At 68.1% G+C, this 23,360-nt stretch carries 20 protein-coding genes; 10 read left to right on the top strand and 10 right to left on the bottom strand.

The annotated features are described in order from the left end of the window. Positions 1–48 precede the first annotated feature (48 nt). On the top strand, positions 49–1,326 hold the full coding sequence (locus AB0I35_RS28400) for a glycosyltransferase 87 family protein (protein ID WP_357399409.1): 1,278 nt from the start codon (positions 49–51) through the stop codon (positions 1,324–1,326). Here the strand turns inward: AB0I35_RS28400 and AB0I35_RS28395 are convergent. From AB0I35_RS28395 to AB0I35_RS28370, 6 genes are all read right to left on the bottom strand, one after another. After that, on the bottom strand, positions 1,297–2,109 hold the full coding sequence (locus tag AB0I35_RS28395; protein ID WP_357399408.1) for a hypothetical protein: 813 nt from the start codon (positions 2,107–2,109) through the stop codon (positions 1,297–1,299). The genes AB0I35_RS28400 and AB0I35_RS28395 overlap by 30 nt on opposite strands. A gap of 185 nt (positions 2,110–2,294) precedes the next feature. Continuing rightward, entirely contained in the window at positions 2,295–2,849 is a 555-nt protein-coding gene (locus AB0I35_RS28390) for a DoxX family protein (protein WP_357399407.1), read from the bottom strand. Between the two features lie 185 nt (positions 2,850–3,034). Further along, the gene (locus tag AB0I35_RS28385) at positions 3,035–3,448 is read right to left on the bottom strand and encodes a hypothetical protein (RefSeq protein WP_357153218.1); all 414 of its coding nucleotides are present in this window, start codon (positions 3,446–3,448) and stop codon (positions 3,035–3,037) included. A 64-nt stretch (positions 3,449–3,512) separates the two neighbouring features. Next, positions 3,513–4,874: an NCS2 family permease gene (locus tag AB0I35_RS28380; protein ID WP_357399406.1), complete on the bottom strand. Its 1,362-nt coding sequence runs from the start codon at positions 4,872–4,874 to the stop codon at positions 3,513–3,515. A 98-nt stretch (positions 4,875–4,972) separates the two neighbouring features. Next, positions 4,973–7,543 (bottom strand): alpha-glucan family phosphorylase, encoded by a 2,571-nt coding sequence (gene glgP, locus AB0I35_RS28375; protein ID WP_357399405.1) that lies wholly within the window; start codon positions 7,541–7,543, stop codon positions 4,973–4,975. Positions 7,544–7,777: 234 nt separating this feature from the next. After that, positions 7,778–8,218: a VOC family protein gene (locus AB0I35_RS28370; RefSeq protein WP_357399404.1), complete on the bottom strand. Its 441-nt coding sequence runs from the start codon at positions 8,216–8,218 to the stop codon at positions 7,778–7,780. Between the two features lie 79 nt (positions 8,219–8,297). Here AB0I35_RS28370 and AB0I35_RS28365 point away from each other — a divergent pair, with 79 nt between their 5' ends. From AB0I35_RS28365 to glgB, 3 genes are read left to right on the top strand one after another with little or no spacing between them, the layout of a single operon-like run. Next, positions 8,298–8,888 carry a TetR/AcrR family transcriptional regulator gene (locus AB0I35_RS28365; RefSeq protein WP_357399403.1) on the top strand — a complete coding sequence of 197 codons (591 nt, stop codon included), beginning with the start codon at positions 8,298–8,300 and terminating at the stop codon, positions 8,886–8,888. Between the two features lie 52 nt (positions 8,889–8,940). Beyond that, a complete protein-coding gene (locus AB0I35_RS28360) occupies positions 8,941–10,941 on the top strand; it encodes a maltotransferase domain-containing protein (protein ID WP_357399402.1) in 2,001 nt (666 codons plus the stop codon). After that, positions 10,942–13,098, top strand: a complete 2,157-nt coding sequence (gene glgB / locus AB0I35_RS28355) for a 1,4-alpha-glucan branching protein GlgB (protein ID WP_357399401.1) — start codon at positions 10,942–10,944, stop codon at positions 13,096–13,098. It begins immediately after the preceding gene. Positions 13,099–13,169: 71 nt separating this feature from the next. On the opposite strand, the gene AB0I35_RS28350 is transcribed toward glgB, so the two are convergent. Further along, entirely contained in the window at positions 13,170–14,024 is an 855-nt protein-coding gene (locus AB0I35_RS28350; RefSeq protein WP_357399425.1) for a tetratricopeptide repeat protein, read from the bottom strand. Positions 14,025–14,085: 61 nt separating this feature from the next. Then, entirely contained in the window at positions 14,086–14,451 is a 366-nt protein-coding gene (locus AB0I35_RS28345) for a DUF3817 domain-containing protein (RefSeq protein WP_357399400.1), read from the bottom strand. A gap of 361 nt (positions 14,452–14,812) precedes the next feature. Between AB0I35_RS28345 and uvrA the strand changes: the two genes are divergently transcribed. Then, the gene (uvrA, locus tag AB0I35_RS28340) at positions 14,813–17,779 is read left to right on the top strand and encodes an excinuclease ABC subunit UvrA (RefSeq protein ID WP_357399399.1); all 2,967 of its coding nucleotides are present in this window, start codon (positions 14,813–14,815) and stop codon (positions 17,777–17,779) included. Between the two features lie 507 nt (positions 17,780–18,286). Here the strand turns inward: uvrA and AB0I35_RS28335 are convergent. Continuing rightward, positions 18,287–18,628: a DUF1844 domain-containing protein gene (locus AB0I35_RS28335; protein WP_067498543.1), complete on the bottom strand. Its 342-nt coding sequence runs from the start codon at positions 18,626–18,628 to the stop codon at positions 18,287–18,289. Between the two features lie 330 nt (positions 18,629–18,958). On the opposite strand from AB0I35_RS28335, the gene infC reads away from it, so the two are divergent. From infC to AB0I35_RS28315, 4 genes are all read left to right on the top strand, one after another. Further along, a complete protein-coding gene (infC, locus tag AB0I35_RS28330; RefSeq protein WP_357399424.1) occupies positions 18,959–19,669 on the top strand; it encodes a translation initiation factor IF-3 in 711 nt (236 codons plus the stop codon). Between the two features lie 31 nt (positions 19,670–19,700). Continuing rightward, on the top strand, positions 19,701–19,898 hold the full coding sequence (rpmI, locus tag AB0I35_RS28325) for a 50S ribosomal protein L35 (protein WP_067498539.1): 198 nt from the start codon (positions 19,701–19,703) through the stop codon (positions 19,896–19,898). A 110-nt stretch (positions 19,899–20,008) separates the two neighbouring features. Further along, entirely contained in the window at positions 20,009–20,395 is a 387-nt protein-coding gene (gene rplT / locus AB0I35_RS28320; protein ID WP_067498536.1) for a 50S ribosomal protein L20, read from the top strand. Between the two features lie 35 nt (positions 20,396–20,430). After that, complete coding sequence (locus AB0I35_RS28315; RefSeq protein ID WP_067644845.1) at positions 20,431–21,228, top strand: RNA methyltransferase; 798 nt, start codon at positions 20,431–20,433, stop codon at positions 21,226–21,228. Between the two features lie 4 nt (positions 21,229–21,232). On the opposite strand, the gene AB0I35_RS28310 is transcribed toward AB0I35_RS28315, so the two are convergent. Continuing rightward, positions 21,233–21,808, bottom strand: coding sequence for a TetR/AcrR family transcriptional regulator (locus AB0I35_RS28310; protein ID WP_357399398.1), 576 nt, complete (start codon positions 21,806–21,808; stop codon positions 21,233–21,235). 100 nt (positions 21,809–21,908) lie between these two features. Here AB0I35_RS28310 and AB0I35_RS28305 point away from each other — a divergent pair, with 100 nt between their 5' ends. Next, entirely contained in the window at positions 21,909–23,342 is a 1,434-nt protein-coding gene (locus tag AB0I35_RS28305; protein ID WP_357399397.1) for an MFS transporter, read from the top strand. The last annotated feature ends 18 nt before the right edge of the window (positions 23,343–23,360 follow it).

Genomic DNA, 23,360 nt, shown 5'->3' with positions numbered 1-23,360 from the left:
GAGCCGGCCGGTAGCACGGCCGTGGCGGAGAGATCTCGAGGCGCGGAATTGCCGCGCATCACCCTGACGCTCATCCTGCTACTCGGTACCGCAGCCCTCGGCGTGACGCTGCTGTTCACCACCATGGACCCGCACATGAACAGCGGCGGCATCCTAGCCGGCGGTCTGGACGTGCACATCTACCGCGACGGCGGCTGGCGAGCGCTACACGACAAGGCGCTCTACATCGAGCCGACCCACTACGGCTTGCTCTACACCTACACGCCGTTCTCGGCACTGGTGTTCCTGCCGCTGCTCCTCGTGCCGTGGGACCTGGTCACCTCGGTCTGGCTGGTGCTCAACCTGGTGGTTCTGGTGGTGTGTGTGCTGCAGAGCTGGCGGATGCTCGGCTACCGGGTGACTCCGCGCCTGGTCGTGGTCAGCATGCTCATCGGCCTGGCCTGCACCTTCATCGAGCCGGTGCGGACCACGCTGTACTACGGGCAGATCAATCTGTGGCTGATGATGCTTGTGCTGTGGGACTTCTCCCGTGGGCCCGACAGCACGTTGCGTGGCCTGGGCGTCGGTATCGCGGCGGGCATCAAGTTGACCCCGCTGTTCTTCATCGCCCAGTACGCGGCGCAGCGCCGGTGGCGGGCGGCGCTGACCGCCGCACTCACCTTCGTGGCGACGATCGGGGTGACCGGCCTGATCCTGCCGCGTGATTCCTACCAGTACTGGACCTCCACGTTCTTCCAGTCGGGCCGGATCGCCCCCGATGTACACCCGTCGAACCAGTCGCTGCGCGGCGCGATCGCCCATCTGCTGCACGACCCGGCGCCGGTGTGGTTGTGGTTGCTGATCGCGGTGCCGGTGGCGCTGGTCGCGCTGTGGCTGGCGGCCGCGCTCGTGCGCCGCGACGAACCCCTGCTGTCGGTGACGCTCGGCGGCCTCACCGCCTGCGCGATATCGCCCTATTCGTGGGGCCACCACTGGGTCTGGTTCGTGCCGCTGCTGGTGTACCTGGTCCACCGGGCCCAGACCCGGTTGCCGTGGTTCCTCGCCGCCGCCGGCCTCTACCTGGCCGTCGCCGCCTGGACCTACACCTACACACCCACCTGGGTCAGTGTCGGCACCTTCCTGCTGCCGCCGTGGTGGCCCTTCCACCAGGTGCTGCTGAACATCTACGTCGTCATCTACCTGATCGTGCTCGCGGGCATTGCCGTCCACGTGTATCGAGGGAGGACGAAACCGGCTGTGGCCGAAGGCATTTCACCTGCGACCACAGCCGTCGACACCGTGCTGATTCCGGGGAAGCTACCCGCACGCCCAGTCGAAAACGCCTGACTCCAAGTCGAGTTGGGCGTTGCCGCCGCCGAAGTTCATGCCCGAGACCTCCTCGATCTCGAGGTAATAGGGCGTGAGCCCCTCGGGCAACGCCTGCACGGGGAAAGCGGTGCCGCCGAGATGGGAACGGCCGAACAGCGGTTCGGCCCACGGGGTCCAGCCCGCGTCGTCGGTGAGCGGGTCCTGGTAGGCGGTGTCGGGCACGTACTCCACGGGCGGGATGCCGACATTGGGATCGTCGACGCGCTCGGCCAGCCACACACCGATGGTCGGGTGCACGTCGTCCCAGGCATTACAGCCCTCGTCGCTCGCGGCGGGCGAGCCGGGCGGACGGATATCGGCGGGCGGCGCCACCGGACCGGCCTCGAACTCCTTCTCGGTCAACCAGATCAGCGCGAACACCCCGCCGATCTCGTCGTGCAGCAGATTCAGTCGCGGGTGCAGGCGGGTGGCGACCAGGTCGCGTGCCAGCGGGTCGTCGGAGCCGGCGTCGGCCTCGACCGGGGCGGTCGCGTCGGCGAACTGCCCCTCGCCCTGGAAGAACGCGATCGCCGGAAAGCCGGGTCCGCGCCGCTGGAAGTCGGCGGGCAGCCGCAGGGTGAGCGCGTGCATCATCGGCAGCCCGGTGACCGGTCCGCGCGGCCACGTCGCCGGATCGATGCCGGGACCTTCGCTACCGATCCACCCGGCGCGCACCGGCGAGACCAGCTCGAGCGGTTCACCACCCGGTGTCTCGGCCAGTTTGTCCGCCGAATCCCCGAACCCCAGGTCATAGGCCTTCATCGCAGCTCTCCTCTTCGACGCGCGGACGATGGTCGACACCGTGCGAGCGGTATCGCCGACGAGACTATCCGCCCCCGCCGACACCCGCGCACACTCCGGGCAACCCACGGCATCGAAAAAGTGACCAGCGCATGACGAAAAAGCGGCGCGGCAACCGAAGTCACCGCGCCGCCGGAACAGCTATGTCAGAGCACAGCCTTCAGGATCAGCGTCAGCACAGCCGCCGCGACCGCGATGCCGACGGCCGCCGCACCCCACACCACGCCCTGGCGCTCCCACGGACGACCGGCATCGAGCGAGAACCGGCCGGGGCCGGTGAAGGCCAGCGCGCCCGCGACGAGCGCGAACAGCAGCGGGGTGGTGAAGCCCGGGACGGCGGGATCGGTGGGGAAGAGGCCACCGGCCCACATCACGTTGATCGCGTTGATCATGGTGCCGAGCACGACGGCGCCCGCCAGCGGGGTGAACAGGCCGAACACCAGCAGCAGGCCACCGACGAGTTCGGTGACACCGGCCAGCGTGCCGAAGAATTCGCCGGGGTTGTACCCCATGGCGGTGAAGCTGTCGGCGGTGGTCTGCCACCCCATTCCGTTGAACCAGCCGAAGAGTTTCCGGGTGCCGTAGGCGGCCATCAGGCCACCGAAGCTGACGCGGAGAACCAGCAGGCCGATGCTGGTCGCGGTGGCTTCGTCGGTAGTAGCGGTAGCACTCGGAGCGATGCGCGTGGCGGTGTCGGTCATGGCGTGTCCTCATCTGCGATTCGAAAAATCTCGCAACCGGACTGGAGTCCGATTGCCCACCGGGTCACAACCTCTAGGGCCGGGACCACTATTTCACGCCAGTCCCCCGGACGGAGTGATCCTCATCACAAAAATGCGAAAAGGCCGCCCCAATCGGGACGACCCTTCCATCGGGAACTTTCAGCTCACCAGGCCATGGTCGCGTAGCTCACCAGCGTGCTCTCGGACTCCTGCGACAGCTTCCAGGTGCCGTCGATATCCTTCCAGGTCACCGGGATCGGGAAGGTGTAGTCACCGAGGGTGCTGTTCAGCGTGGCCGACAGGGTGTCGCCCTCGACGGTGACCGGACCGGAGACGCTCCAGCTGTAGCCGGGGATGCGGTTGACCGTCTGGTTCACGACCGCGAGACCGCCCGGGTTGCCCGACTCGAGCTCGGCGGCCGAGCCGTTCATGGCGGCCTGCAGCTTGCCCTGCAGCTCACCGGCCGACGGGGTCGCCGGGGCGGCGATCGCGGCGGGCGCGGTGGCGACGACGGCAGCGGTGACCGGCGCGAAGAGAGTGGCAACCGCCAGGGACGCGGCAGCGAACGAGCGCTTCATAGGTAAATCTCCTTCAAGTTAGGCAAGCCTAGGCTGAGTATAGACATACCTACGCCCGGAGCACCTACTCGACCAGGAAGAAGAAGTAGGCGAGGAACAGCACCATCAGCGCCCACATCGCCGGGTGCACTTCCCTTGCCCGCCCCTTGGCCACCATCACGACGGGGTAGAAGATCATGCCCATCGCCAGGCCGTTGGCGATCGAATACGTCAGCGGCATCATGATGACGGTGATGAACGCGGGCACCGAGTACTCGAGATGTTGCCAGTCGATATCGCCGAGCGCGCGGGCCATCAGCACGCCGACGACGATCAGCGCGGCGGAGGTGACCTCGGCCGAACCCGCGATCACCGAGAAGACCGGATAGCAGAACATCGCGACCAGGAACCAGCCCGCGGTGGTCACCGCGGTGAGCCCGGTCCGACCACCGGCCGACACACCCGCCGTCGATTCCACGTAGGCCGTGGTCGTAGAGGTACCGATGATCGCGCCCGCGGTGGTGCCGACCGAGTCGGCGGCCATCGCACTCGCCGCACGGGGCAGCGTGCCGTCCTTGTTGAGCAGGCCCGCCTGATTCGCGACACCGATCAGCGTGCCCGAGGCATCGAAGAAGTCGACGAACAGCATGGTGAGTACGACGACGATCATCTGCCCGGTGAACGCGTCGGGCAGATGGATGATGGCCTGCCCGAAGGTCTCGTCCAGCCCCTTGGGCATCTCGGCGATGCCGTCGGGCACCTTCACCAGGCCCGAGACCATGCCGACGATCGTGGTGGCGACGATGCCGTAGAGCACCGCGCCGTGCCAGCCGATCACCAGGAAGATCACGGTCACCACCAGGCCGAACAGCGCGAGCAGGGTGGTGCCCTTGGTGAAATCACCGAGCGAGACGAGAGTCGCCTCGTTGTTGACGACGATGCCCGCGTTCTTGAGCCCGAGGAACGCGACGAACAACCCGATACCCGCGCCGACGGCGAACTTCATCTGCAACGGGATGGCGTTGAGAATCCGCTCGCGGACCTTGGTGATCGCGAGCACGAAGAAGATGACGCCGGACAGGAAGGTGCCCGACAACGCGACCTGCCACGGAATGCCCATGCTCAACACCACGGTGTAGGCGAAGAAGGCGTTGAGCCCCATACCCGGCGCGAGCGCGATCGGATACTTGGCCCACAGACCCATCACCAGCGTGCCGAACACGGCGGCGACGGCCGTCGCGGTGAACACGGCCTGCATGGGAATGCCCTTGTCGCCCAGCGCACCTTCGTCGCCGAGGATCGACGGGTTCACCGCGAGCACATACGACATCGCCAGGAACGTGACCGTGCCCGCCATCGCCTCGCGCTTGAAGGTTGACCCGGTCGACGTGATACCGAAGTATCCGTCGATGCGCCGCCGGGCGCGGGTTACGACATCGCTGGCCATGACTCTCCAGTCCGCGGATTCAAAGAAGAAGGATGCCCCGGAACGGTAGCGGAAAGTTCACTGAATCGAAGAACCCGCGATCACCCCGGGGTGTAGGGTCACGCGCCCGCGACGGCCACCACGCCGAGTTCGGCGTCGGTGGCGAGCAGGGGATTGTGGGGAAGCACACGAACCGTGTACCCGACCGCACCCGAGAGCGGGACCGGCGCGTGCACCTCGTAGAGCTCCGTCGCGCCGTCGCTGCCGGTGTGCCGCATCTCGATGGTCGTGGTGTCGGACAGGTCGTCGTCGGGCGACACCCGCCCGAGAACCGCCTGCACCACCACATCCGAAGGCGCGAGCCCACCGAGTTCCACGCGCGCGTCCAGCGACAGCTCGGCACCGATCACCGGGGTGTCGGGCAGGCCCGCGCTGTCCACCTGGGTGACGCGCACCGAAGGCCACGCGGCCTCCACCCGCCGCCGGTACTCGGCGACCCGCGCCGCGCCCGCGTAGTCGTCGGCCGAGGCGGTCGCGAACGCCGCGGCCGCCGGACCGTAGTACTGCTCGGCGTAGTCGCGGACCATGCGCGAGGCGAGCACCTTCGGGCTGGTGGTCTGCAGGGTGTGGCGGACCATCTCGGTCCACCGGACCGGCACGCCGTTCGCGTCCCGGTCGTAGAAGCGGGGTGCGACGGTGCGTTCGACCAGGTCGTAGAGCGCCGCCGCCTCGAGGTCGTCGCGGCGCACCTCGTCGCGCACACCATCGGCGGTGGGGATCGACCAGCCGTTCTCGCCGTCGTACATCTCGTCCCACCACCCGTCGCGGATCGACAGGTTGAGCCCGCCGTTGAGCGCCGACTTCATGCCCGAGGTGCCGCATGCCTCGAGCGGGCGAAGCGGATTGTTCAGCCACACGTCGCAACCCCAGTACAGGTAGCGGGCCATCGACATGTCGTAATCGGGCAGGAACACGATGCGGTGCCGCACCGCCGGATCGTCGGCGAAGCGGACGACCTGCTGGATGAGCGCCTTACCGCCGTCGTCGGCGGGGTGACTCTTGCCCGCGACCACCAGCTGCACCGGACGTTCGGGGTCGAGCAGCAGGGCGCGCAGCCGGTCGGGGTCACGCAGCATGAGGGTGAGGCGCTTGTAGGTCGGCACCCGGCGGGCGAAACCGATGGTGAGGACGTTCGGGTCGAAAACGTCGTCCACCCAGCCCAATTCGGCCTCGGCGGCGCCGCGCTGGAACCAGGACTCGCGCAGCCTGCGGCGGACCTCCTCGATCAGTACCCCGCGCAACGTGTTCCGGGTGGTCCACAGCTGCTCGAGGTCGACGTCGCTGAGTTTCTCCCAGCCGCGTGCCTCCTCCACCAGTTCGGGGCCGACGAGTTCGCGTGCTTTGTCGATCCATTCCCGGGCGGCCCAGGTCGGCGCGTGCACGCCGTTGGTGACCGAACCGATCGGCACCTCGACGGCGTCGAATCCCGGCCAGAGCCCGGCGAACATGTCGCGGCTCACCTCACCGTGCAACCGCGAGACTCCGTTGGCGCGCTGGGCCATCCGCAGACCCATGTGCGCCATATTGAACACCGACGGATCGGCCTCGCGCCCGAAGGCGAGGATCCGGTCGACGGAAAGCCCCGGCAGCAAGGCGGATTCGGTCTCGCCGTGGGCGCCGCCGAAGTACCGGCGCACCAACGGCATCGGGAACCGGTCGATACCGGCGGGCACCGGGGTGTGGGTGGTGAACACCGTCCCGGCCCGCACGGCCGCCAGCGCGGTGTCGAAATCCAGTCCGTCCGCGACGAATTCGCGGATGCGTTCCACCCCGAGGAAACCGGCGTGACCCTCGTTCATATGGAACACGTCGGGGTCGGGCAGACCGTTGGCACGGGTGTAGGCGCGCACCGCACGCACCCCGCCGATACCCGCGAGGATCTCCTGTTTGATCCGGTGATCCTGATCGCCGCCGTAGAGACGGTCGGTGACCGCGCGCAGCTCCGGATCGTTCTCGGCGATGTCGGAGTCGAGCAGCAACAACGGGATCCGGCCCACCTGGGCGATCCACACCCGCGCCCGCAGCACCCGACCCTCCGGCATGGCGACATGGATCAGCACCGGCGAACCGTCACTGGTGAGCAGGCGCAGCGGCAGACCCTGCGGGTCGAGCGCCGGGTAGTGCTCACGCTGCCACCCGTCGGCCGACAGCGACTGCCGGAAGTACCCGGACCGGTACAGCAGCCCCACACCGATCAGCGGCAACCCCAGATCCGACGCCGCCTTGAGATGGTCACCGGCGAGGATCCCGAGCCCGCCCGAGTAGTTGGGCAGCACCTCGGTGACACCGAACTCCATCGAGAAGTAAGCGATCCCGGCCACCCGGGTGGTGTGCTGCTCCTGGAACCAGCGCGGCCTGCTCAGATAGTCACGCAGGCCTTCGCCGGCCGCGTCGACGCGCGCGAGATAGGCGGGGTCGGCGGCGAGCTCGTCGAGCCGCTCGGCGGGCACCTCCCCCAGCATCCGCACCGGGTCCTGGCCGACCGTGCGCCAGAGCTCCCGGTCCAGGTCGGCGAACAGATCCTGCGTCGGGCCGTGCCACGACCACCGCAGGTTCGTCGACAACTCAGCCAGTGCGGCGAGCCGCTGCGGCAGATGGGCACGGACAGTGAACCGACGAAGTGCCTTCACCCGCCAAACACTAGCCGGTCCCGCCTCTCCGCGTCTTTTGGCCAGACTCAGGTGCGGGGTGAGTTGGGGACGCGGCAAGCTTTGGGTAGGTGGCTGGGTGAGCCCGTTCCCGGGGAGTTACCCATGTGCTCGCCTGCTGCGCCGGAGATTCTGGCCGGACTCGGGCGTGGGGGGACTTTGCGTCGGCGGCCAGGCGGAGTCGCGGATCAGCGTAGGCCCGGTTGTTCCCTGTGCTCAGTCGGTTGCTGTGGCGCCTGGGGTGAACTGGGTGGCGAACTCGGGGGTGGGTGGGGTTTCGGTGATGATGTCGATGAGTACGCCTGATGGGTCGGCGACGATGAAGTGGCGTTGGCCGAAGTCTTCGGTGCGTAGGTCGAGTTCGGCGGGGAGGCCACCGGTGACGACCATTCGTTCCCATTCGGCGTCGACGTCGTCGACCTCGAAGTTCAGCAGCAGGCCCTGGACGGGCTTGCCGTATCCCGGCGGGACGGTCGGGTGGGTCGGGTCGAGAAGGGCCAGTTCACAGGACGGTTCGCCGTCGCGGGCGGGGCGGCGCAGGCTCACGTACCAGTCGGCTTCGAAGGTGATCTCGAAGCCGAACCAGGTGGTGTAGAAGTCGCGCGATTCCGCGATCCGGCCGGTGGCGAGGACGGGGTAACAGCTGCTGAGCCGCATGGTGTTCACCTTTCACATACCGATGGTATGTGTCGTAGGCTAGCTCACATACCGGTGGTAGGTCAATGGGAGGACGGCGATGGTTTCGACGGCACGGGCGCAGCAGCGCGAGGAGACCAGACGCCTGCTGGTGCGGGTGAGCAGGGAGCTGTTCGCCGCGAAAGGCTATGCGGCCGTCGGCCTCTCGGAAATCGTCGCCGCAGCCGGTGTCACCAAAGGCGCGCTGTACCACCACTTCGAGAGCAAGGCCGACCTGTTCAAGGCCGTCCTCGCGCAGGTGCAGCAGGAGGTCGGCGAGCAGGTAGCCCGCGCCGCCGACGCCGAACCCGACCCCTGGACCCAGCTCACCACCGGCTGCGCGGCGTTCCTGCGCGCCTGCGCCGACCCGCACATCCAGCGCATCATGCTGGTCGACGCCCCCGCGGTACTCGGCTGGCACGAGTGGCGCGCCCTCGACGAGGCCAATTCCGCCCGCCACCTGGGCGAGGCGCTGCAAACCCTCGTCGACGCGGGCACGCTGCCCCCACAGCCGGTCACCCCGCTCACCCATCTGCTCTCCGGCGCCATGAACGAGGCAGCCCTCTGGCTGGCCACCAATCCCGGCGCCCTGCCCGACGCTCTCACCGCCCTCGACCGCCTCCTGGCCGGTCTGCGCGCTCCCCTGCCCTGACCTCGCGCGCTCGTCCCGGCGATCGGGCGCGGTGTGCAGTACCTTGGCATGGGTGAGCGGCCGGATTGCCATCGATGACATTGCCCCGTCCATCGCAGGCGGCCGCCCGGCCAAAGCCGTGGTCGGCGAGGTTTTTCCCGTTCGGGTAGTCGTCTGGCGGGAAGGCCACGACGCGGTTGCCGCGAGCCTGGCCGTGCGCGCGCCCGGATCCTCGCGCGTCACCCGCATCCGGATGACGCCCGACTACGAACCCGACGTGTTCAACGCGGTGTTCACCCCCAACGTGCCCGGCGTGTGGACCTACCGGGTCGAGGGCTGGAGCGATCCCCTCGCCACCTGGCGCTCGGCGGTCGAGGCGAAGCTGTCGGTCGGTCAGTCGGCCGCCGATCTCGCCAACGATCTCGAGATCGGCGCCCGCCTGTTCGAGCGCGCCGCCCAGGCGGTGCCGAAGCGGCAGTTCGAGCGGCTGCACGCCGTCGCGAACGCCCTGCGCAGCGAGGAACAACTCCCGGCGCGCGTGGCGCCTGCCTTCACCGAGGAAGTCGCCGAGATCCTGCGAGCCACCCCATTGCGCGAGATGGTGACGCGCGGTCAGCAGTTCTCGGTACTCGCCGAACGCCGTCGCGCCCTCGTCGGCTCGTGGTACGAGTTCTTCCCCCGTTCGACCGGTGGCCGCGACGCCGAGGGCAACCCGGTGCACGGCACGTTCGCCACGGCCGCCCGCGACCTGCCCCGCATCGCGGGCATGGGCTTCGACGTGGTCTACCTGCCCCCGATCCACCCCATCGGCACGGTGAACCGCAAGGGCCGCAACAACTCCCTGACCACCGAGCCCGGCGATGTCGGCTCGCCCTGGGCCATCGGCTCGGCCGACGGCGGTCACGACGCCATCCACCCCCGGCTCGGCACCGAGGCCGATTTCACCGAGTTCGTCGCCAGAGCAACCGAACTCGGCCTCGAAGTGGCCCTCGATCTGGCCCTGCAGTGCGCCCCCGACCACCCCTGGGTCATCGAGCACCCGGAGTGGTTCACCACCCTGCCCGACGGAACCATCGCCTTCGCGGAGAACCCGCCCAAGAAGTACCAGGACATCTACCCGGTCGATTTCGACAACGACCCCGACGGCATCTACGCCGAGGTGCTGCGGGTGGTGCGCCACTGGATCGCGTTGGGCGTCAGCATCTTCCGCGTCGACAACCCGCACACCAAGCCCGCCGACTTCTGGGAGTGGCTGATCGCGCAGGTGCGCCGCACCGACCCCGACGTGATCTTCCTTTCCGAGGCCTTCACCCGCCCGGCGCGCCTCTACGGCCTGGCGCGGCGCGGATTCACCCAGTCCTACACGTATTTCACCTGGCGCGTGCACAAGTGGGAACTCACCGAGTTCGGCTACGAGCTGGCCGCCAAGGCCGACGAGGCCCGGCCCAACCTGTTCGTGAACACCCCCGACATCCTGCACGAGAGCCTGCAGCACGGCGGCCCCGGCATGTTCGCCCTGCGCGCCGCCCTCGCCGCCACCCTCAGCCCCACCTGGGGCGTGTACTCGGGCTACGAGCTGTTCGAGCACGAGGCCGTGCGCCCAGGCAGCGAGGAGTACGTGAACTCGGAGAAGTACGAACTGCGCCCGCGTGACTTCGCCGCCGCCCTCGACCGCGGTGAGTCGCTGGAACCGTGGCTCACCCGGCTCAACGAGATCCGCCGCAATCACCCCGCGCTGCAACAGCTGCGCTGCATCCACTTCCACCACGTCGACAACGACGCGCTGATCGCCTACTCGAAATTCGATCCGGTCAGCGGCGACGCGGTGCTGGTGATCGTCAACCTCAACCCCTACGCCGCCGAGGACGGTCACGTCAGCCTGGACATGCCGGCGATCGGCCGCGAATGGCACGACCACCCGGTGGTGTTCGACGAGGTGAGCGGCGAGGAATACCACTGGGGCCAGCGCAACTGGGTGCGGCTCGACCCGGCGCGCGCGGTCGCCCACATCATCGCCCTGCCCGCGGTGCCCGCCGAAGCCCGCACGGCCCTCGCCTTCCGGCGGAGCTTCTAGATGAAGCGCCGCGACCTGATGCTGCTTGCGGCGGGTACCCATCCCGACCCGCACACCGTTCTCGGCTCCCATCCCCACCCCGACGGCACCGCCGTGCGCGTGCTTCGCCCGCACGCCGACACGGTGACCGTCCTCGTCGGCGACGCCGAACATCGGCTGAAGTCGTTGGGGCACGGCATCTTCGCGGCCGTTCTGCCGTACCCACGGATCGACGACTACCGGGTGCGCACCGCGTACCCCGGCGGCCCGACGGTCGTCACCGCCGACGGCTACCGCTTCCTGCCGACCGTCGGCGAATTCGACCTGCATCTCATCGGCGAGGGCAGGCACACCAGGCTCTGGGAGGTGCTCGGCGCGCATCCCCGCCACTACACCACCCTCGACGGCGATGTCGACGGCACGTCGTTCGCGGTGTGGGCACCGAACGCGCGTGGCGTCACGGTATTCGGCGACTTCGACCACTGGGGTGGGCAATCGGCGCCGATGCGCGCGCTCGGCACTTCCGGGGTGTGGGAGGTCTTCGTGCCCGGTGTCGGTCCGGGCACGCGCTACAAGTACCGGGTGCACGGTGCCGACGGTCGCGTAGTCGACCACGCCGACCCGCTCGCCTTCGCCACCGAGGTGCCACCCGCCACCGCGTCGGTCGTGACCCGCGCCGACCACATCTGGGGTGACAACGCCTGGCTGGACCGGCGCGCGAGCACCGACGCCATCCGCTCCCCGATGAGCGTCTACGAGGTGCACCTCGGCTCCTGGCGTCCGGGCCTCGGCTACCGCGAACTCGCCGAGCGACTGGCGGATTACGTCCGGGCAGCGGGTTTCACCCATGTCGAGTTGCTGCCGGTGGCCGAGCACCCCTTCGGCGGTTCCTGGGGCTACCAGGTCACCTCCTATTACGCGCCGACCTCGCGTTTCGGCACCCCCGACGACTTCCGCTACTTCGTCGACCACCTGCACAACGCGGGCATCGGTGTGCTGCTCGACTGGGTGCCCGCCCATTTCCCGCGCGACGAGTGGGCGCTGGCCCGCTTCGACGGCACCCCGCTCTACGAACACCCCGACCCGCGTCGCGGTGAACAACTCGACTGGGGCACTTATGTTTTCGACTTCGGCCGCAACGAGGTACGCAACTTCCTCGTCGCCAATGCCACTTTCTGGATCGAGGAATTCCACATCGACGGCCTGCGCGTCGACGCCGTCGCCTCGATGCTGTACCTGGACTACTCACGTCCGGCGGGCGGCTGGGAACCGAACATCTACGGCGGGCGCGAGAACCTGGAAGCCGTCGACTTCCTGCAGGAACTCAACGACACCGTGCACGGCGCCCACCCCGGCGTGGTGACCATCGCCGAGGAATCCACCACCTGGCCCGGTGTCACCCGCGGCACCGACGTGGGCGGCCTCGGTTTCACCATGAAGTGGAACATGGGCTGGATGCACGACACCCTCGGCTACCTGGGCCGCGACCCCATCCACCGCGCCTGGCACCACAACGAGATGACGTTCTCCCTGGTCTACGCCTGGAGCGAGAACTACCTGCTGCCGATCAGTCACGACGAGGTCGTGCACGGCAAGGGCACGCTGTGGACGCGCATGCCCGGCGACGATTTCGCCAAGGCGAGCGGCGTGCGGGCCCTGCTCGCGTACATGTGGTCCCACCCCGGCAAGCAACTGCTGTTCATGGGCCAGGAATTCGGCCAGTTCCGCGAATGGGACAACGATCGCGGCCTCGACTGGTACGAACTGGAAAACCCACTGCACCAGGGCATTTCGACCATGGTCGCCGATCTCAACCGCACCTACGTGGCACATCCGGCACTGTGGTCGCAGGACACCACCCCCGGCGGACACTCCTGGATCGAGGCCGACGACAGCGCCGCCAATGTCTTCGCCTTCCTGCGCTGGGGTAGTGACGGCAGCGCGGTCGCGTGCGTGTTCAACTTCTCCGGCGCCGCCCACGAGAACTACCGGATCGGCTTGCCCCACACGGGTTCCTGGTCGGAGATCCTCAACACCGACGCCACCGGATACGGCGGTTCAGGTATCGGCAATCTCGGTGCCGTCACGGCCGAGGACACCCCCTGGCACGGCCACCCCGCCTCGGCCACCGTGCGCCTGGCCCCCCACAGCGCCCTCTGGTTGAGCGCGCCCGGCTGAGGCCGCCTCCGCGACCGGATATGCGACGGGCCGCCCGGGCATTCTGCCGGGCGGCCCGTGGTCGATGGGTGTCAGTACAGCGCGGCGGCCAGTTTGCGACGCGCGGCGATCACGAAAGGCTCGGCCTGATCGAACAGTTCGAAGAGTTCGAGCAGGCGGGTGCGGGCACGGTCACGGTCGTCGCCCGCGGTGCGCTTGACCACGGCGATGATCCGGTCGAACGCGGCCTCGGGGCGCTGTTCGAGCAGTTCCACATCGGCGGCGTCGAGGGCGGCATCCAGATCGCCCGGATCGGCGTCGGCGGTGGCGACCACGCCCGGGTCGATCTGCTGGGCCCTGGTCAGGAACCTCAGCTGCCGCAGCGCCGCCTTGGCCTCGGCATTGTTCGGTTCCTCGGCCAGGATGGCCTCGTAGGCGGCTTCGGCACCGGCGATGTCACCTTCGGCGAGCGCGTTCTCGGCGGCCACGAAGCGCGGGTCGTCGTTCTCGGGTTCGGCCTGCGCGCCGTTGCCCTCGAGCTTGCCCGCGGTCGCCTCGACGACCGCGTCGAGCCATTGGCGCACCTGCGGTTCGGGCTGAGCGCCTTCGAAGTCGGCCAACGGCTGCCCACCGGCCACCGCGATCACCGTCGGAATGCCCTGCACCCGCAGCGCCTGGACGATGTTCATATTGGCTTCGGCCTCGATCGCGGCCAGATCCCACGCACCACGGTCGTCGGCATTGAGCCGTTCCAGGGTGCGGACCAGCTCGACGCTGCCCGGGCTGCGCTGCGAGTACAGCGCGACAACCACGGGCACCTGCATCGAGCGTCGGATGACCTTGGTCTCGAAGTCGGCCTCGGTGACCGAATGGTCACCCGGCGCGCCCGCGCCACCCGGAGCGGCGGCAGGCTGCTTGAGACCGGACAGATCCACCGCCCCTGACATGGCAGCGGCGACGGCGGGCGAAGGACGACGGGAAGCGGGTCGAGTCACGGTTTCCAGTTTGTCACGAAGCGGTGGACGTGGCAGCCGCGGCGCCCTTGCTGTTCGCACTCAGCTCGCCGAGCTTGCCCGTGCGCACGGCCCAGGCCTCGAAGATCACAGTGAACAGCGGCGGGATGCTCGAGGCGAGCGCCAGAACCGTGGTCTTCCAGTTCCAGTTCAGCTCCCGGGCGGTGAGCAGCGCGGTCAGCACGAACAGCACGAAGATGCCACCGTGCACCGGACCGAAGATCTTCACACCGATCTCGTTGCCCTCCTCGGGCAGGTACTTGAACGCCATCCCGAGCAGCAGACCCACCCAGGAAATGGCCTCGAGCACCGCGAAGAACCGAAACCGACTCGCGACAGACCGCAGATCAAAGAAACCCATGCGCCCATTGTGCCGCATGACCTACGACACTACGTAGTTGGACTGCTCACAGAACACGCCGCGGCCGCCATGACCGCATTCCCAGCCCCGCACGACCCGACCTCGAGGAGGGTCCGCCGCGCAGCGGCGCAGCGGCCCGGCCGCGCGAACAGCGCTCGAAGCGCATGCGCGAAGCGCGAGTCTCGAGCGCTGTTCGCGCGGCCCTCCAGGGGCCGCGCTCGAGCGCGCCAGCGCTCCGAAAACACAGCCAGTACCTCCCGGGGCGCAAGCGCTCGAGCGTTCTTGTCGGTGGGGCCACCTAGCATTGTTCGTGGGGGTTCATGTCCGGCGAGCGGATGACGATGGAGAAGGGATTCACCAGGTGGCGGAACGCCTCACTGTGCGCGGAGCTCGGGAACACAACCTGAAAGGTGTGGACCTCGATCTGCCGCGCGACAGCCTGATCGTGTTCACCGGTCTGTCCGGTTCGGGTAAGTCGAGTCTGGCCTTCGACACGATCTTCGCCGAGGGACAGCGCCGGTATGTCGAGTCGCTGTCGGCGTACGCGCGCCAGTTCCTCGGGCAGATGGACAAGCCGGATGTGGACTTCATCGAGGGCCTCTCGCCCGCGGTGTCGATCGACCAGAAGTCGACCAACCGCAACCCGCGTTCGACGGTCGGCACGATCACCGAGGTCTACGACTACCTGCGCCTGCTGTATGCCCGCGCGGGGACGCCACACTGCCCGGTCTGTGGCGAGCTGATCGCCAAGCAGAGCCCGCAGCAGATCGTCGACCAGGTGCTGGCCATGGACGAGGGCTTGAAGTTCCAGGTGCTCGCGCCGGTGGTGCGTACCCGCAAGGGTGAGTTCGTCGACCTGTTCGACCAGCTCAAGACCCAGGGTTACTCGCGTGTGCGGGTCGACGGCGTGGTGTACCCGCTCACCGATCCGCCCAAGCTCAAGAAGCAGGAGAAGCACGACGTCGAGGTGGTCGTCGATCGGCTGTCGGTGAAGGCCGCGTCCAAGCAGCGGCTGACCGATTCGATCGAGACCGCGTTGCGGCTGGCCGACGGCATCGTCGTGCTCGATTTCGTCGACCGCGACGAACACGCGCACGACCGGGAGCGTCGTTTCTCCGAGCGCCTGGCCTGCCCGAACGGCCACCCGCTCGATATCGAGGATCTCGAGCCGCGTTCGTTCTCCTTCAACTCGCCCTACGGCGCCTGCCCCGATTGCACCGGTCTCGGTATCCGCAAGGAGGTCGACCCCGAGCTGGTCGTCCCCGATCCCGATCTGAGCCTGGCCGAGGGCGCGATCGCGCCGTGGTCGCGCGGTCAGACGGCCGAGTACTTCAATCGCCTGTTGTCGGGTCTGGCCGAGGCCATCGGCTTCTCGATGGACACGCCGTGGCGTGAACTCCCGGCGAAGGCACGCAAGGCGGTCCTCGAGGGCAGCTCCGACCAGGTGCACGTCTCCTACACCAACCGCTATGGACGTAAGCGGTCCTATTACGCCGACTTCGAAGGCGTGATGCCGTTCTTGCAGCGGCGCATGGACAACACCGAGTCCGAGCAGATGAAGGAGCACTACGACGGGTACATGCGGGACGTGCCGTGCCCGGTGTGCGACGGTGCCCGGCTGCGCCCCGAGATCCTGGCCGTCACGCTGGCCGCCGACGGCAAGAACAGGTCGATCGCCGAGGTCAGCGACCTGTCGATCGGGGAGTGCGCGCATTTCCTCAACTCGCTGACGCTGGGGGAGCGCGAGGCCGCGATCGCCGGTCAGGTGCTCAAGGAGATCCAGGCCCGGCTCGGCTTCCTGCTCGATGTGGGCCTCGAGTACCTCACGCTCTCGCGCGCGGCGGCGACACTGTCGGGTGGTGAGGCGCAGCGCATCCGGCTGGCCACCCAGATCGGTTCCGGTCTGGTCGGCGTGCTCTACGTGCTCGACGAGCCGTCGATCGGTCTGCATCAGCGTGACAACCGCCGGCTCATCGAAACCCTGCTGCGGCTCAAGAAGCTGGGCAACACCCTGATCGTGGTCGAACACGACGAGGACACCATCCGCGCCTCGGACTGGGTGGTCGACATCGGTCCGCTCGCGGGTGAGCACGGCGGTCGGGTGGTGCATTCGGGTCCCTATCAGGAATTGCTCACCGAGCCCGAATCCCTCACCGGCGCTTATCTTTCCGGCCGCGAGCAGATCGAGCTGCCGCTGGTGCGCCGCGCGGTGGACAAGAAGCGCAAGCTCACCGTGGTCGGTGCCACCGAGCACAATCTGCAGGGTATCGACGTGGCGTTCCCGCTCGGTGTGCTCACTTCGGTCACCGGCGTCTCGGGTTCCGGAAAGTCGACGCTGGTCAACGACATCCTGGCCACCACGCTGGCGAACAAGCTCAACGGTGCGCGGCAGGTGCCCGGCAGGCACACCAGGATCAACGGCGTCGACCAGCTCGACAAGCTGGTGCAGGTCGACCAGTCACCGATCGGGCGCACCCCGCGCTCGAACCCGGCCACCTATACCGGCGTCTTCGACAAGATCCGCACCCTGTTCGCCTCGACCACCGAGGCCAAGGTTCGCGGTTACCAGCCGGGCCGGTTCTCCTTCAACGTCAAGGGCGGCCGTTGCGAGGCGTGCTCGGGTGACGGCACGCTCAAGATCGAGATGAACTTCCTGCCGGATGTGTACGTCCCGTGCGAGGTGTGCCACGGCGCCCGCTACAACCGCGAGACGCTCGAGGTGCACTACAAGGGCAAGACCATCGCCGAGGTCCTCGACATGCCGATCGACGAGGCCGCCGAGTTCTTCGAACCGGTCACCTCGATCCACCGGTACCTCAAGACCCTCGTCGAGGTCGGTCTCGGGTACGTGCGCCTCGGCCAGAGTGCCCCGACCCTGTCCGGCGGTGAGGCGCAGCGTGTGAAACTGGCCGCCGAGCTGCAGAAACGCTCGACCGGGCGCACGGTGTACATCCTCGACGAGCCGACCACCGGTCTGCATTTCGAGGACATCCGCAAGCTGCTCAAGGTCATCAACGGCCTGGTCGACAAGGGCAATACGGTGATCGTCATCGAGCACAACCTCGATGTCATCAAGACCTCCGACTGGGTCATCGACATGGGTCCGGAAGGTGGTTCGGGCGGTGGCACCGTGGTCGCCACGGGCACTCCGGAGGAGGTGGCGCAGGTCGCCGACAGCTACACCGGCCAGTTCCTGAAGGAAGTCCTCGCGGCACCGGCTCCGAAGAAGCCCGCGGCGAAGAAGAAGGCCGCGCCGGCGGCGAAGAAGCCGCCCGCCGAGACAGCGACGGCCAAGCGGCTGGCCAGGAAAGCGGCCGCATTGCGCTGACCGGGGTGTGCGCCGGGGCGGGACGGGTTACCGTTCCGCCCGGGACTTCCCGAAAACCCTACGAAGTGAAACGGCTGTAGGTAACATTCGCCTCGCCGTCGCCGGAAGACCGGTCAGTAGCGGTTTGTCGATCGGCATCCAGTGGTGTCACGCGCGGCGTGGGCAGCGCGGTCGCGGATGTCGTGCAGTACGAAAGGAACGTCCCCATGGATGAAGCCACGATGGCGCTCATCGGCCAGATTCTGAATTTCCTCAGTGGCGGGTCCTCGCTGGCCTACGAGCCCACGACGCCGACTGCCTGACCCGGCAGCCCCGAAAGGACCACCAGCAATGGACACCGGAAGCGCGGCCATCTTCACCGCCCTCGCCAACATGATCTCCTCCGGCTCGGCCGTCTCGGTCACCCCCGGTCAGCCGCCGACTCCGACCCCTACGGTCTGAGCGGCGCTCACGACGTAAAAAGATCCGCCGGCACGCAGGTGCCGGCGGATCTTCGCGTTTCGGGGCTCAGTGCACCGGGCCGGTGTACTTCTCGCCCGGGCCAGCACCCGGCGCGTCCGGCACCGACGACGCCTCACGGAAGGCGCGCTGCAATGCCTGCAGGCCCTCGCGGATCGGCCCGGCGTGCGGCCCCAGGTACTCCACCGACGAGGTGACCAGGCCGGCCAGCGCGGTGATGACCCGGCGCGCCTCGTCGAGGTCGACATTGGCGCCGGTGTTCGGGTTCTCCTCGGCCAGGCCGAGCTTCTCCGCCGCCGAACTCATCAGCATCACGGCGGCCCGGCTGATCACCTCGACCGCGGGAATGTCGGCCAGGTCGCGCACGGGAGGATCGAGCTCGTCAGTCATGGGGATCAGGCTATCGCCAGCTCGTGCGGGCCACCGTCGCCGGGCCGATTCGGCGATAGCGGAATGCGATGCTAGACTTTTCGCTGACGACCGCCCCTGGTCGTGTCATGCACTTCCTGGGGCAGATAAGTGGAGCCCGACTCCCACCGTTGCCGGCGAGCAATCGTACTGGACAAACGGTCCCGGTCACCCGCTCGTTGTGGCGGGTTCCTCGCGTGTTGTTCGCGCGGGGGTCGACACCGTGCCCTCGGGCGTGGTGTCCGATGATCGGTCGACTCGGGCCCCGTCGCGGAGAAATACCGCAACGGGGCTTTCGCGTTGAATCAGGGGTTGCAGTTATTGCGTGCGGTCGTTAAGACGACACCGCTTGACCTAGGAGGCCCCATCAGCACTGAGACCCGCATCAACGATCGCATCCGAGTTCCCGAGGTTCGACTCATCGGACCCGGCGGCGAACAGGTTGGGATCGTGCGTGTTGAAGATGCACTTCGCGTCGCGCTCGAAGCCGATCTCGACCTGGTCGAGGTGGCACCCGATGCCCGTCCGCCGGTCTGCAAGATCATGGACTACGGCAAGTTCAAGTACGAGACCGCGCAGAAAGCGCGCGAGTCCCGCAAGAACCAGGTCCAGACCGTGATCAAGGAGCAGAAGCTCCGCCCGAAGATCGACGACCACGACTACGAGACCAAGAAGCGCAACGTCGTTCGCTTCCTCGAAGCCGGGTCGAAGGTCAAGGTCACGATCATGTTCCGTGGTCGTGAGCAGTCGCGCCCCGAACTCGGCTTCCGGCTGCTGCAGCGGCTGGCCTCCGACGTCGCCGAACTCGGCTTCGTCGAGACCTCGGCCAAGCAGGACGGCCGCAACATGACCATGGTCCTCGCCCCCCACAAGGGCGCGAAGACGCGGGTGAAGGCGCAGCAGGACTCGACACCGGCCCCGCGTCCGGCCGAGCCGACCGCCCCGGCACCGGCGCAGCCGACCGCTCCGGCCGCCGCCGAGCAGGCCGCGCCCGCGGAGCAGGCGCAGGCCGACCCGCAGTAACACCGATTTCACCGACTAGATAGAGGAATCCATGCCGAAGAACAAGACCCACAGCGGCGCCAAGAAGCGATTCAAGGTGACCGGCCGGGGCAAGCTGCTTCGCGAGCAGGCGAACCGTCGCCACCTCCTGGAGCACAAGTCGTCCCGCCGGACTCGTCGCCTGGAAGGCACGGAGTCCGTTGCCGACGTCGACGCCCCCCGCGTGAAGCGGCTGCTCGGTCTCGCCTGATTCTCCGGCAGACCGTCGCAACCCGACGACTGCGCGGCCGGGATGACCGGACGCCGACAACTACCGAATTCGGGCGCCGCCGCGCCCCCCAGATGATCAAGGACTGAAAAGTGGCACGCGTCAAAAGGGCTGTCAACGCTCAGAAGAAGCGCCGTTCCATCCTCGAGGCCTCCAAGGGCTACCGGGGCCAGCGTTCGCGCCTGTACCGCAAGGCCAAGGAACAGCAGCTCCACTCGCTGACCTACGCCTACCGCGACCGCAAGGCGCGCAAGGGTGACTTCCGCAAGCTGTGGATCGCTCGTATCAACGCCGCCGCGCGTCTGAACGACATCACCTACAACCGCTTCATCCAGGGCCTCAAGGCCGCTGGTGTCGAGGTGGACCGCAAGATCCTCGCCGAGCTCGCCGTCTCCGACGCCGAGGCCTTCGCCGGTCTCGTCGCTGTCGCCAAGGCCGCGCTGCCCGCCGACGTCAACGCCCCGGCCTCGGCTGCCTGAGCTTGACGACGCACAACGATCTGCCGGAACGACCCGTGGACGCGCTCTCCGAGCGCAACCCACGGGTCGTTTCGGCTGTCAAGCTCCAGCGCGCCGCGCACCGCCGCAAGACCGGCCTGTTCCTGGCCGAAGGCGCCAATGCCGTCACCGCCGCGCTGGAGACCGGCCGGGTGCGTGAGCTGTTCTACTCGCTCGCCGCGGCCAAGCGCGATGTCGCGCTGATCGCCGGTGCCGACGCCGACGGTGTGCGCACCACGCTGGTGAGCGATCGCGCCGCCGAGCACCTGGGCGAAACCGTCACCGCGCCGGGCCTGGTCGCCGTGTGCGAGCAGCTCGATGTTCCCCTCGGCCAGATCCTCGACGGTGCACCCCGCATGCTCGCGGTGCCCGTGGAGATCGCCGAACCCGGCAACGCGGGCACCCTCATCCGGGTTGCCGACGCCGTCGGTGCCGATGGTGTCGTGCTCGCCGGTGACGCGGTCGACCCGCACAACGGCAAATGTGTCCGCGCCAGCGCGGGCAGCCTGTTCCACGTCCCGATCGCGCGCAGCCGCAGTATCGACGCCACCCTCGACGCGCTGTCCTCGGCCGGAATCACGCTGCTGGCGACCACCGCTCACGGTGAGGTCGACCTCGACGACGCCGACGACATCCTCACCGGGCCGGTCGCCTGGCTCTTCGGCAACGAGGCCCACGGTCTCGACCCCGCCGTCGCCGCCCGTGCCGACCATCGCATCCGCATCCCCATCCACGGCCGCGCCGAAAGCCTGAATCTGGCCGCGGCAGCGGCGATCTGCCTCTACGCCAACGCCCGCGTCCAGCACGCGAAGTAGGTCTTCACAGTTCCACGGCGCACTGCAGTTCGTCGAGGAGGGCCCTCGACCAGGGGAGCTCGATGGCGTCGGGGCCTGCCACCTGCATCGCGGTCATGATGGTGAGCAGCATGCCGGTGGCGAGGAAGCGGCGGGCGTGCAGGGTGTCGGCGCCCGTGCGGTCGACGATCAGCTGATAGATGCGGCCGAAGTGTTCGCGCACGTGATCGCCGATCTCCGGGTCGGCGCTGGCGGCGACGCCGTGCAGCAGCACGAGCGGTAGCTGGCGTTCGGCGAGGAAGACATCGTAGTTCGTGCCGAGGCTGCGCAGCGCTTCGGCGGTGTCGGCGTCGGGCGCGATCTCGGCGCTGCGGAACACGTCCTCGATGCGTGCGCACACATGCTGCAGCACCGCCACGAACAGGTGCTGTTTGCTGCCGAAGAGCCGGATCACGTACGGCTGGGAGACCCCCGCGCGGCGGGCCACCTCATCGGTTTTCGTCGCGGCGTACCCGGATTCGGCGAAGGCGTCGACGGCGGCGGCGAGGACCTGGGCGCTGCGCTCGGCCGCGGTCATCCGGGTTCTCGTCGTCTCGCTCATGCATTCGCCTCCGGTCGGTACGCGGATTCCTCTTGACATGTTATCAGCGGATGCATAACCATGGATTCAAGTTATCAGTGGATTACAACAAGGGTGGATCATGACTCAGACACTCGATCCCGGCGATGCCGTTCTCGCCGACGCGCCGTCACCCGGCGGCGCCAAGGCCAAGCCGCTCGGTGCGGTCGTTGCCGCCGTCGGCATCCCGATGTTCATGGTCACGTTGGACAACCTCGTGGTGACCAACGCCCTGCCCGTGATCAAAACCGAACTGGGAGCGTCGCTTTCGGACCTGCAATGGTTCGTCAACGCCTACACGCTGTCGTTCGCGGCGCTGCTGCTCACCGCCTCGGCGCTCGGCGATCGCATCGGCCGCCGCCGCGTTTTCCTGGCGGGCATCGCCGTGTTCGTCGTCGCGTCGGCCGCGTGCGCGCTGGCTACCGAGCCGTGGATGCTCATTCTCGCCAGGGCGATCCAGGGTGCCGGTGGCGCGGCCGTGATGCCGTTGTCGCTGACGCTGCTCGCCGCGGCCGTGCCCGAGCGGATGCGCAGCGCCGCGATCGGGATCTGGGGAGGTCTGGCGGGGCTCGGAGTCGCGGTCGGGCCGGTGGTCGGCGGTGCCGTCGTCGAGGGGCTGAACTGGCAGTGGATCTTCTGGCTCAACGTGCCTGTCGGCCTGCTCGCGCTGCCCTTCGCCGCTCGCGTGCTGAGCGAATCGCGCGGTGCCGCACGCAAACTCGACCTGCTCGGTCTCGTCCTGTCCGCCGTCGGCGTGCTCGCGCTGGTGTGGGGGGTGATCCACGGTGCCGAGGACGGCTGGACCGCGCCGCAGGTGCTCGCCGCCCTGGTCGGTGGTAGCGCGCTGCTGGTCGCGTTCGTCGCCTGGGAGAACCGCACCGCCGAACCGATGCTGCCGCTGCGTATGTTCGCCAACCGGGGCCTGAGCCTGAGCTACCTCGTGTCGTTCGGGTTCTCCGCCGGTGTGTTCGGTGCCATCTTCCTGCTCGCGCAGTTCTTCCAGGTGGTGCAGGGGTATTCGCCGCTGGAATCCGGTATCCGCACGATGCCGTGGACGATGGTTCCGATGGTCGTCGCCCCGCTGGCCGGACTCGTCGTCGACCGGGTCGGCCCGCGCGTCCTCATCGCCACCGGCCAGGTCTGCCTTGCCGTGTCCCTGGCCTGGATGGCGCTGATCACGAGCACGGACGTCCCCTACATCTCCTTCGTCGCGCCCTTCGTCCTCGGCGGCATCGGCATGGGTCTCACCTTCGCGCCGTCGTCCACCATCGTCATGGCCAGTGCCTCGCCCGCCGACCAGGGCATGGCCTCGGGCATCAACAGCACCGTCCGCGAGGTCGGCGTCGCGATGGGCATCGCGGTCCTCGCCTCGGTCTTCGCCACCGCCGGCTCCTACACCGACCCCCAGTCCTACGTCGACGGCCTGATCCCCGCAGTCTGGGTAGGCGCCGCCCTGGTCGCCGCCGCCGCGATCATCGCCGCCTTCCTGCCCCGGCACACCAGAACTCCTGCCTGATTCAGGCGGGTACCCGGG

The sequence above is a fragment of the Nocardia sp. NPDC050378 genome, from assembly GCF_040655675.1.
Taxonomy (GTDB): domain Bacteria; phylum Actinomycetota; class Actinomycetes; order Mycobacteriales; family Mycobacteriaceae; genus Nocardia; species Nocardia coubleae.
Note: the sequence above shows the minus strand (reverse complement) of the source record. Positions and strands in the feature narration are given on the sequence as shown.

Bases quoted from the DNA above. Each gene is read 5' to 3' on its own strand.
- AB0I35_RS28395 (WP_357399408.1), bottom strand. From the start codon at position 2,109: ATGAAGGCCTATGACCTGGGGTTCGGGGATTCGGCGGACAAACTGGCC.
- AB0I35_RS28390 (WP_357399407.1), bottom strand. From the start codon at position 2,849: ATGACCGACACCGCCACGCGCATCGCTCCGAGTGCTACCGCTACTACC.
- AB0I35_RS28385 (WP_357153218.1), bottom strand. From the start codon at position 3,448: ATGAAGCGCTCGTTCGCTGCCGCGTCCCTGGCGGTTGCCACTCTCTTC.
- AB0I35_RS28380 (WP_357399406.1), bottom strand. From the start codon at position 4,874: ATGGCCAGCGATGTCGTAACCCGCGCCCGGCGGCGCATCGACGGATAC.
- AB0I35_RS28370 (WP_357399404.1), bottom strand. From the start codon at position 8,218: ATGCGGCTCAGCAGCTGTTACCCCGTCCTCGCCACCGGCCGGATCGCG.
- AB0I35_RS28365 (WP_357399403.1), top strand. From the start codon at position 8,298: ATGGTTTCGACGGCACGGGCGCAGCAGCGCGAGGAGACCAGACGCCTG.
- glgB (WP_357399401.1), top strand. From the start codon at position 10,942: ATGAAGCGCCGCGACCTGATGCTGCTTGCGGCGGGTACCCATCCCGAC.
- AB0I35_RS28350 (WP_357399425.1), bottom strand. From the start codon at position 14,024: ATGTCAGGGGCGGTGGATCTGTCCGGTCTCAAGCAGCCTGCCGCCGCT.
- AB0I35_RS28345 (WP_357399400.1), bottom strand. From the start codon at position 14,451: ATGGGTTTCTTTGATCTGCGGTCTGTCGCGAGTCGGTTTCGGTTCTTC.
- AB0I35_RS28335 (WP_067498543.1), bottom strand. From the start codon at position 18,628: ATGACTGACGAGCTCGATCCTCCCGTGCGCGACCTGGCCGACATTCCC.
- rpmI (WP_067498539.1), top strand. From the start codon at position 19,701: ATGCCGAAGAACAAGACCCACAGCGGCGCCAAGAAGCGATTCAAGGTG.
- AB0I35_RS28310 (WP_357399398.1), bottom strand. From the start codon at position 21,808: ATGAGCGAGACGACGAGAACCCGGATGACCGCGGCCGAGCGCAGCGCC.
- AB0I35_RS28305 (WP_357399397.1), top strand. From the start codon at position 21,909: ATGACTCAGACACTCGATCCCGGCGATGCCGTTCTCGCCGACGCGCCG.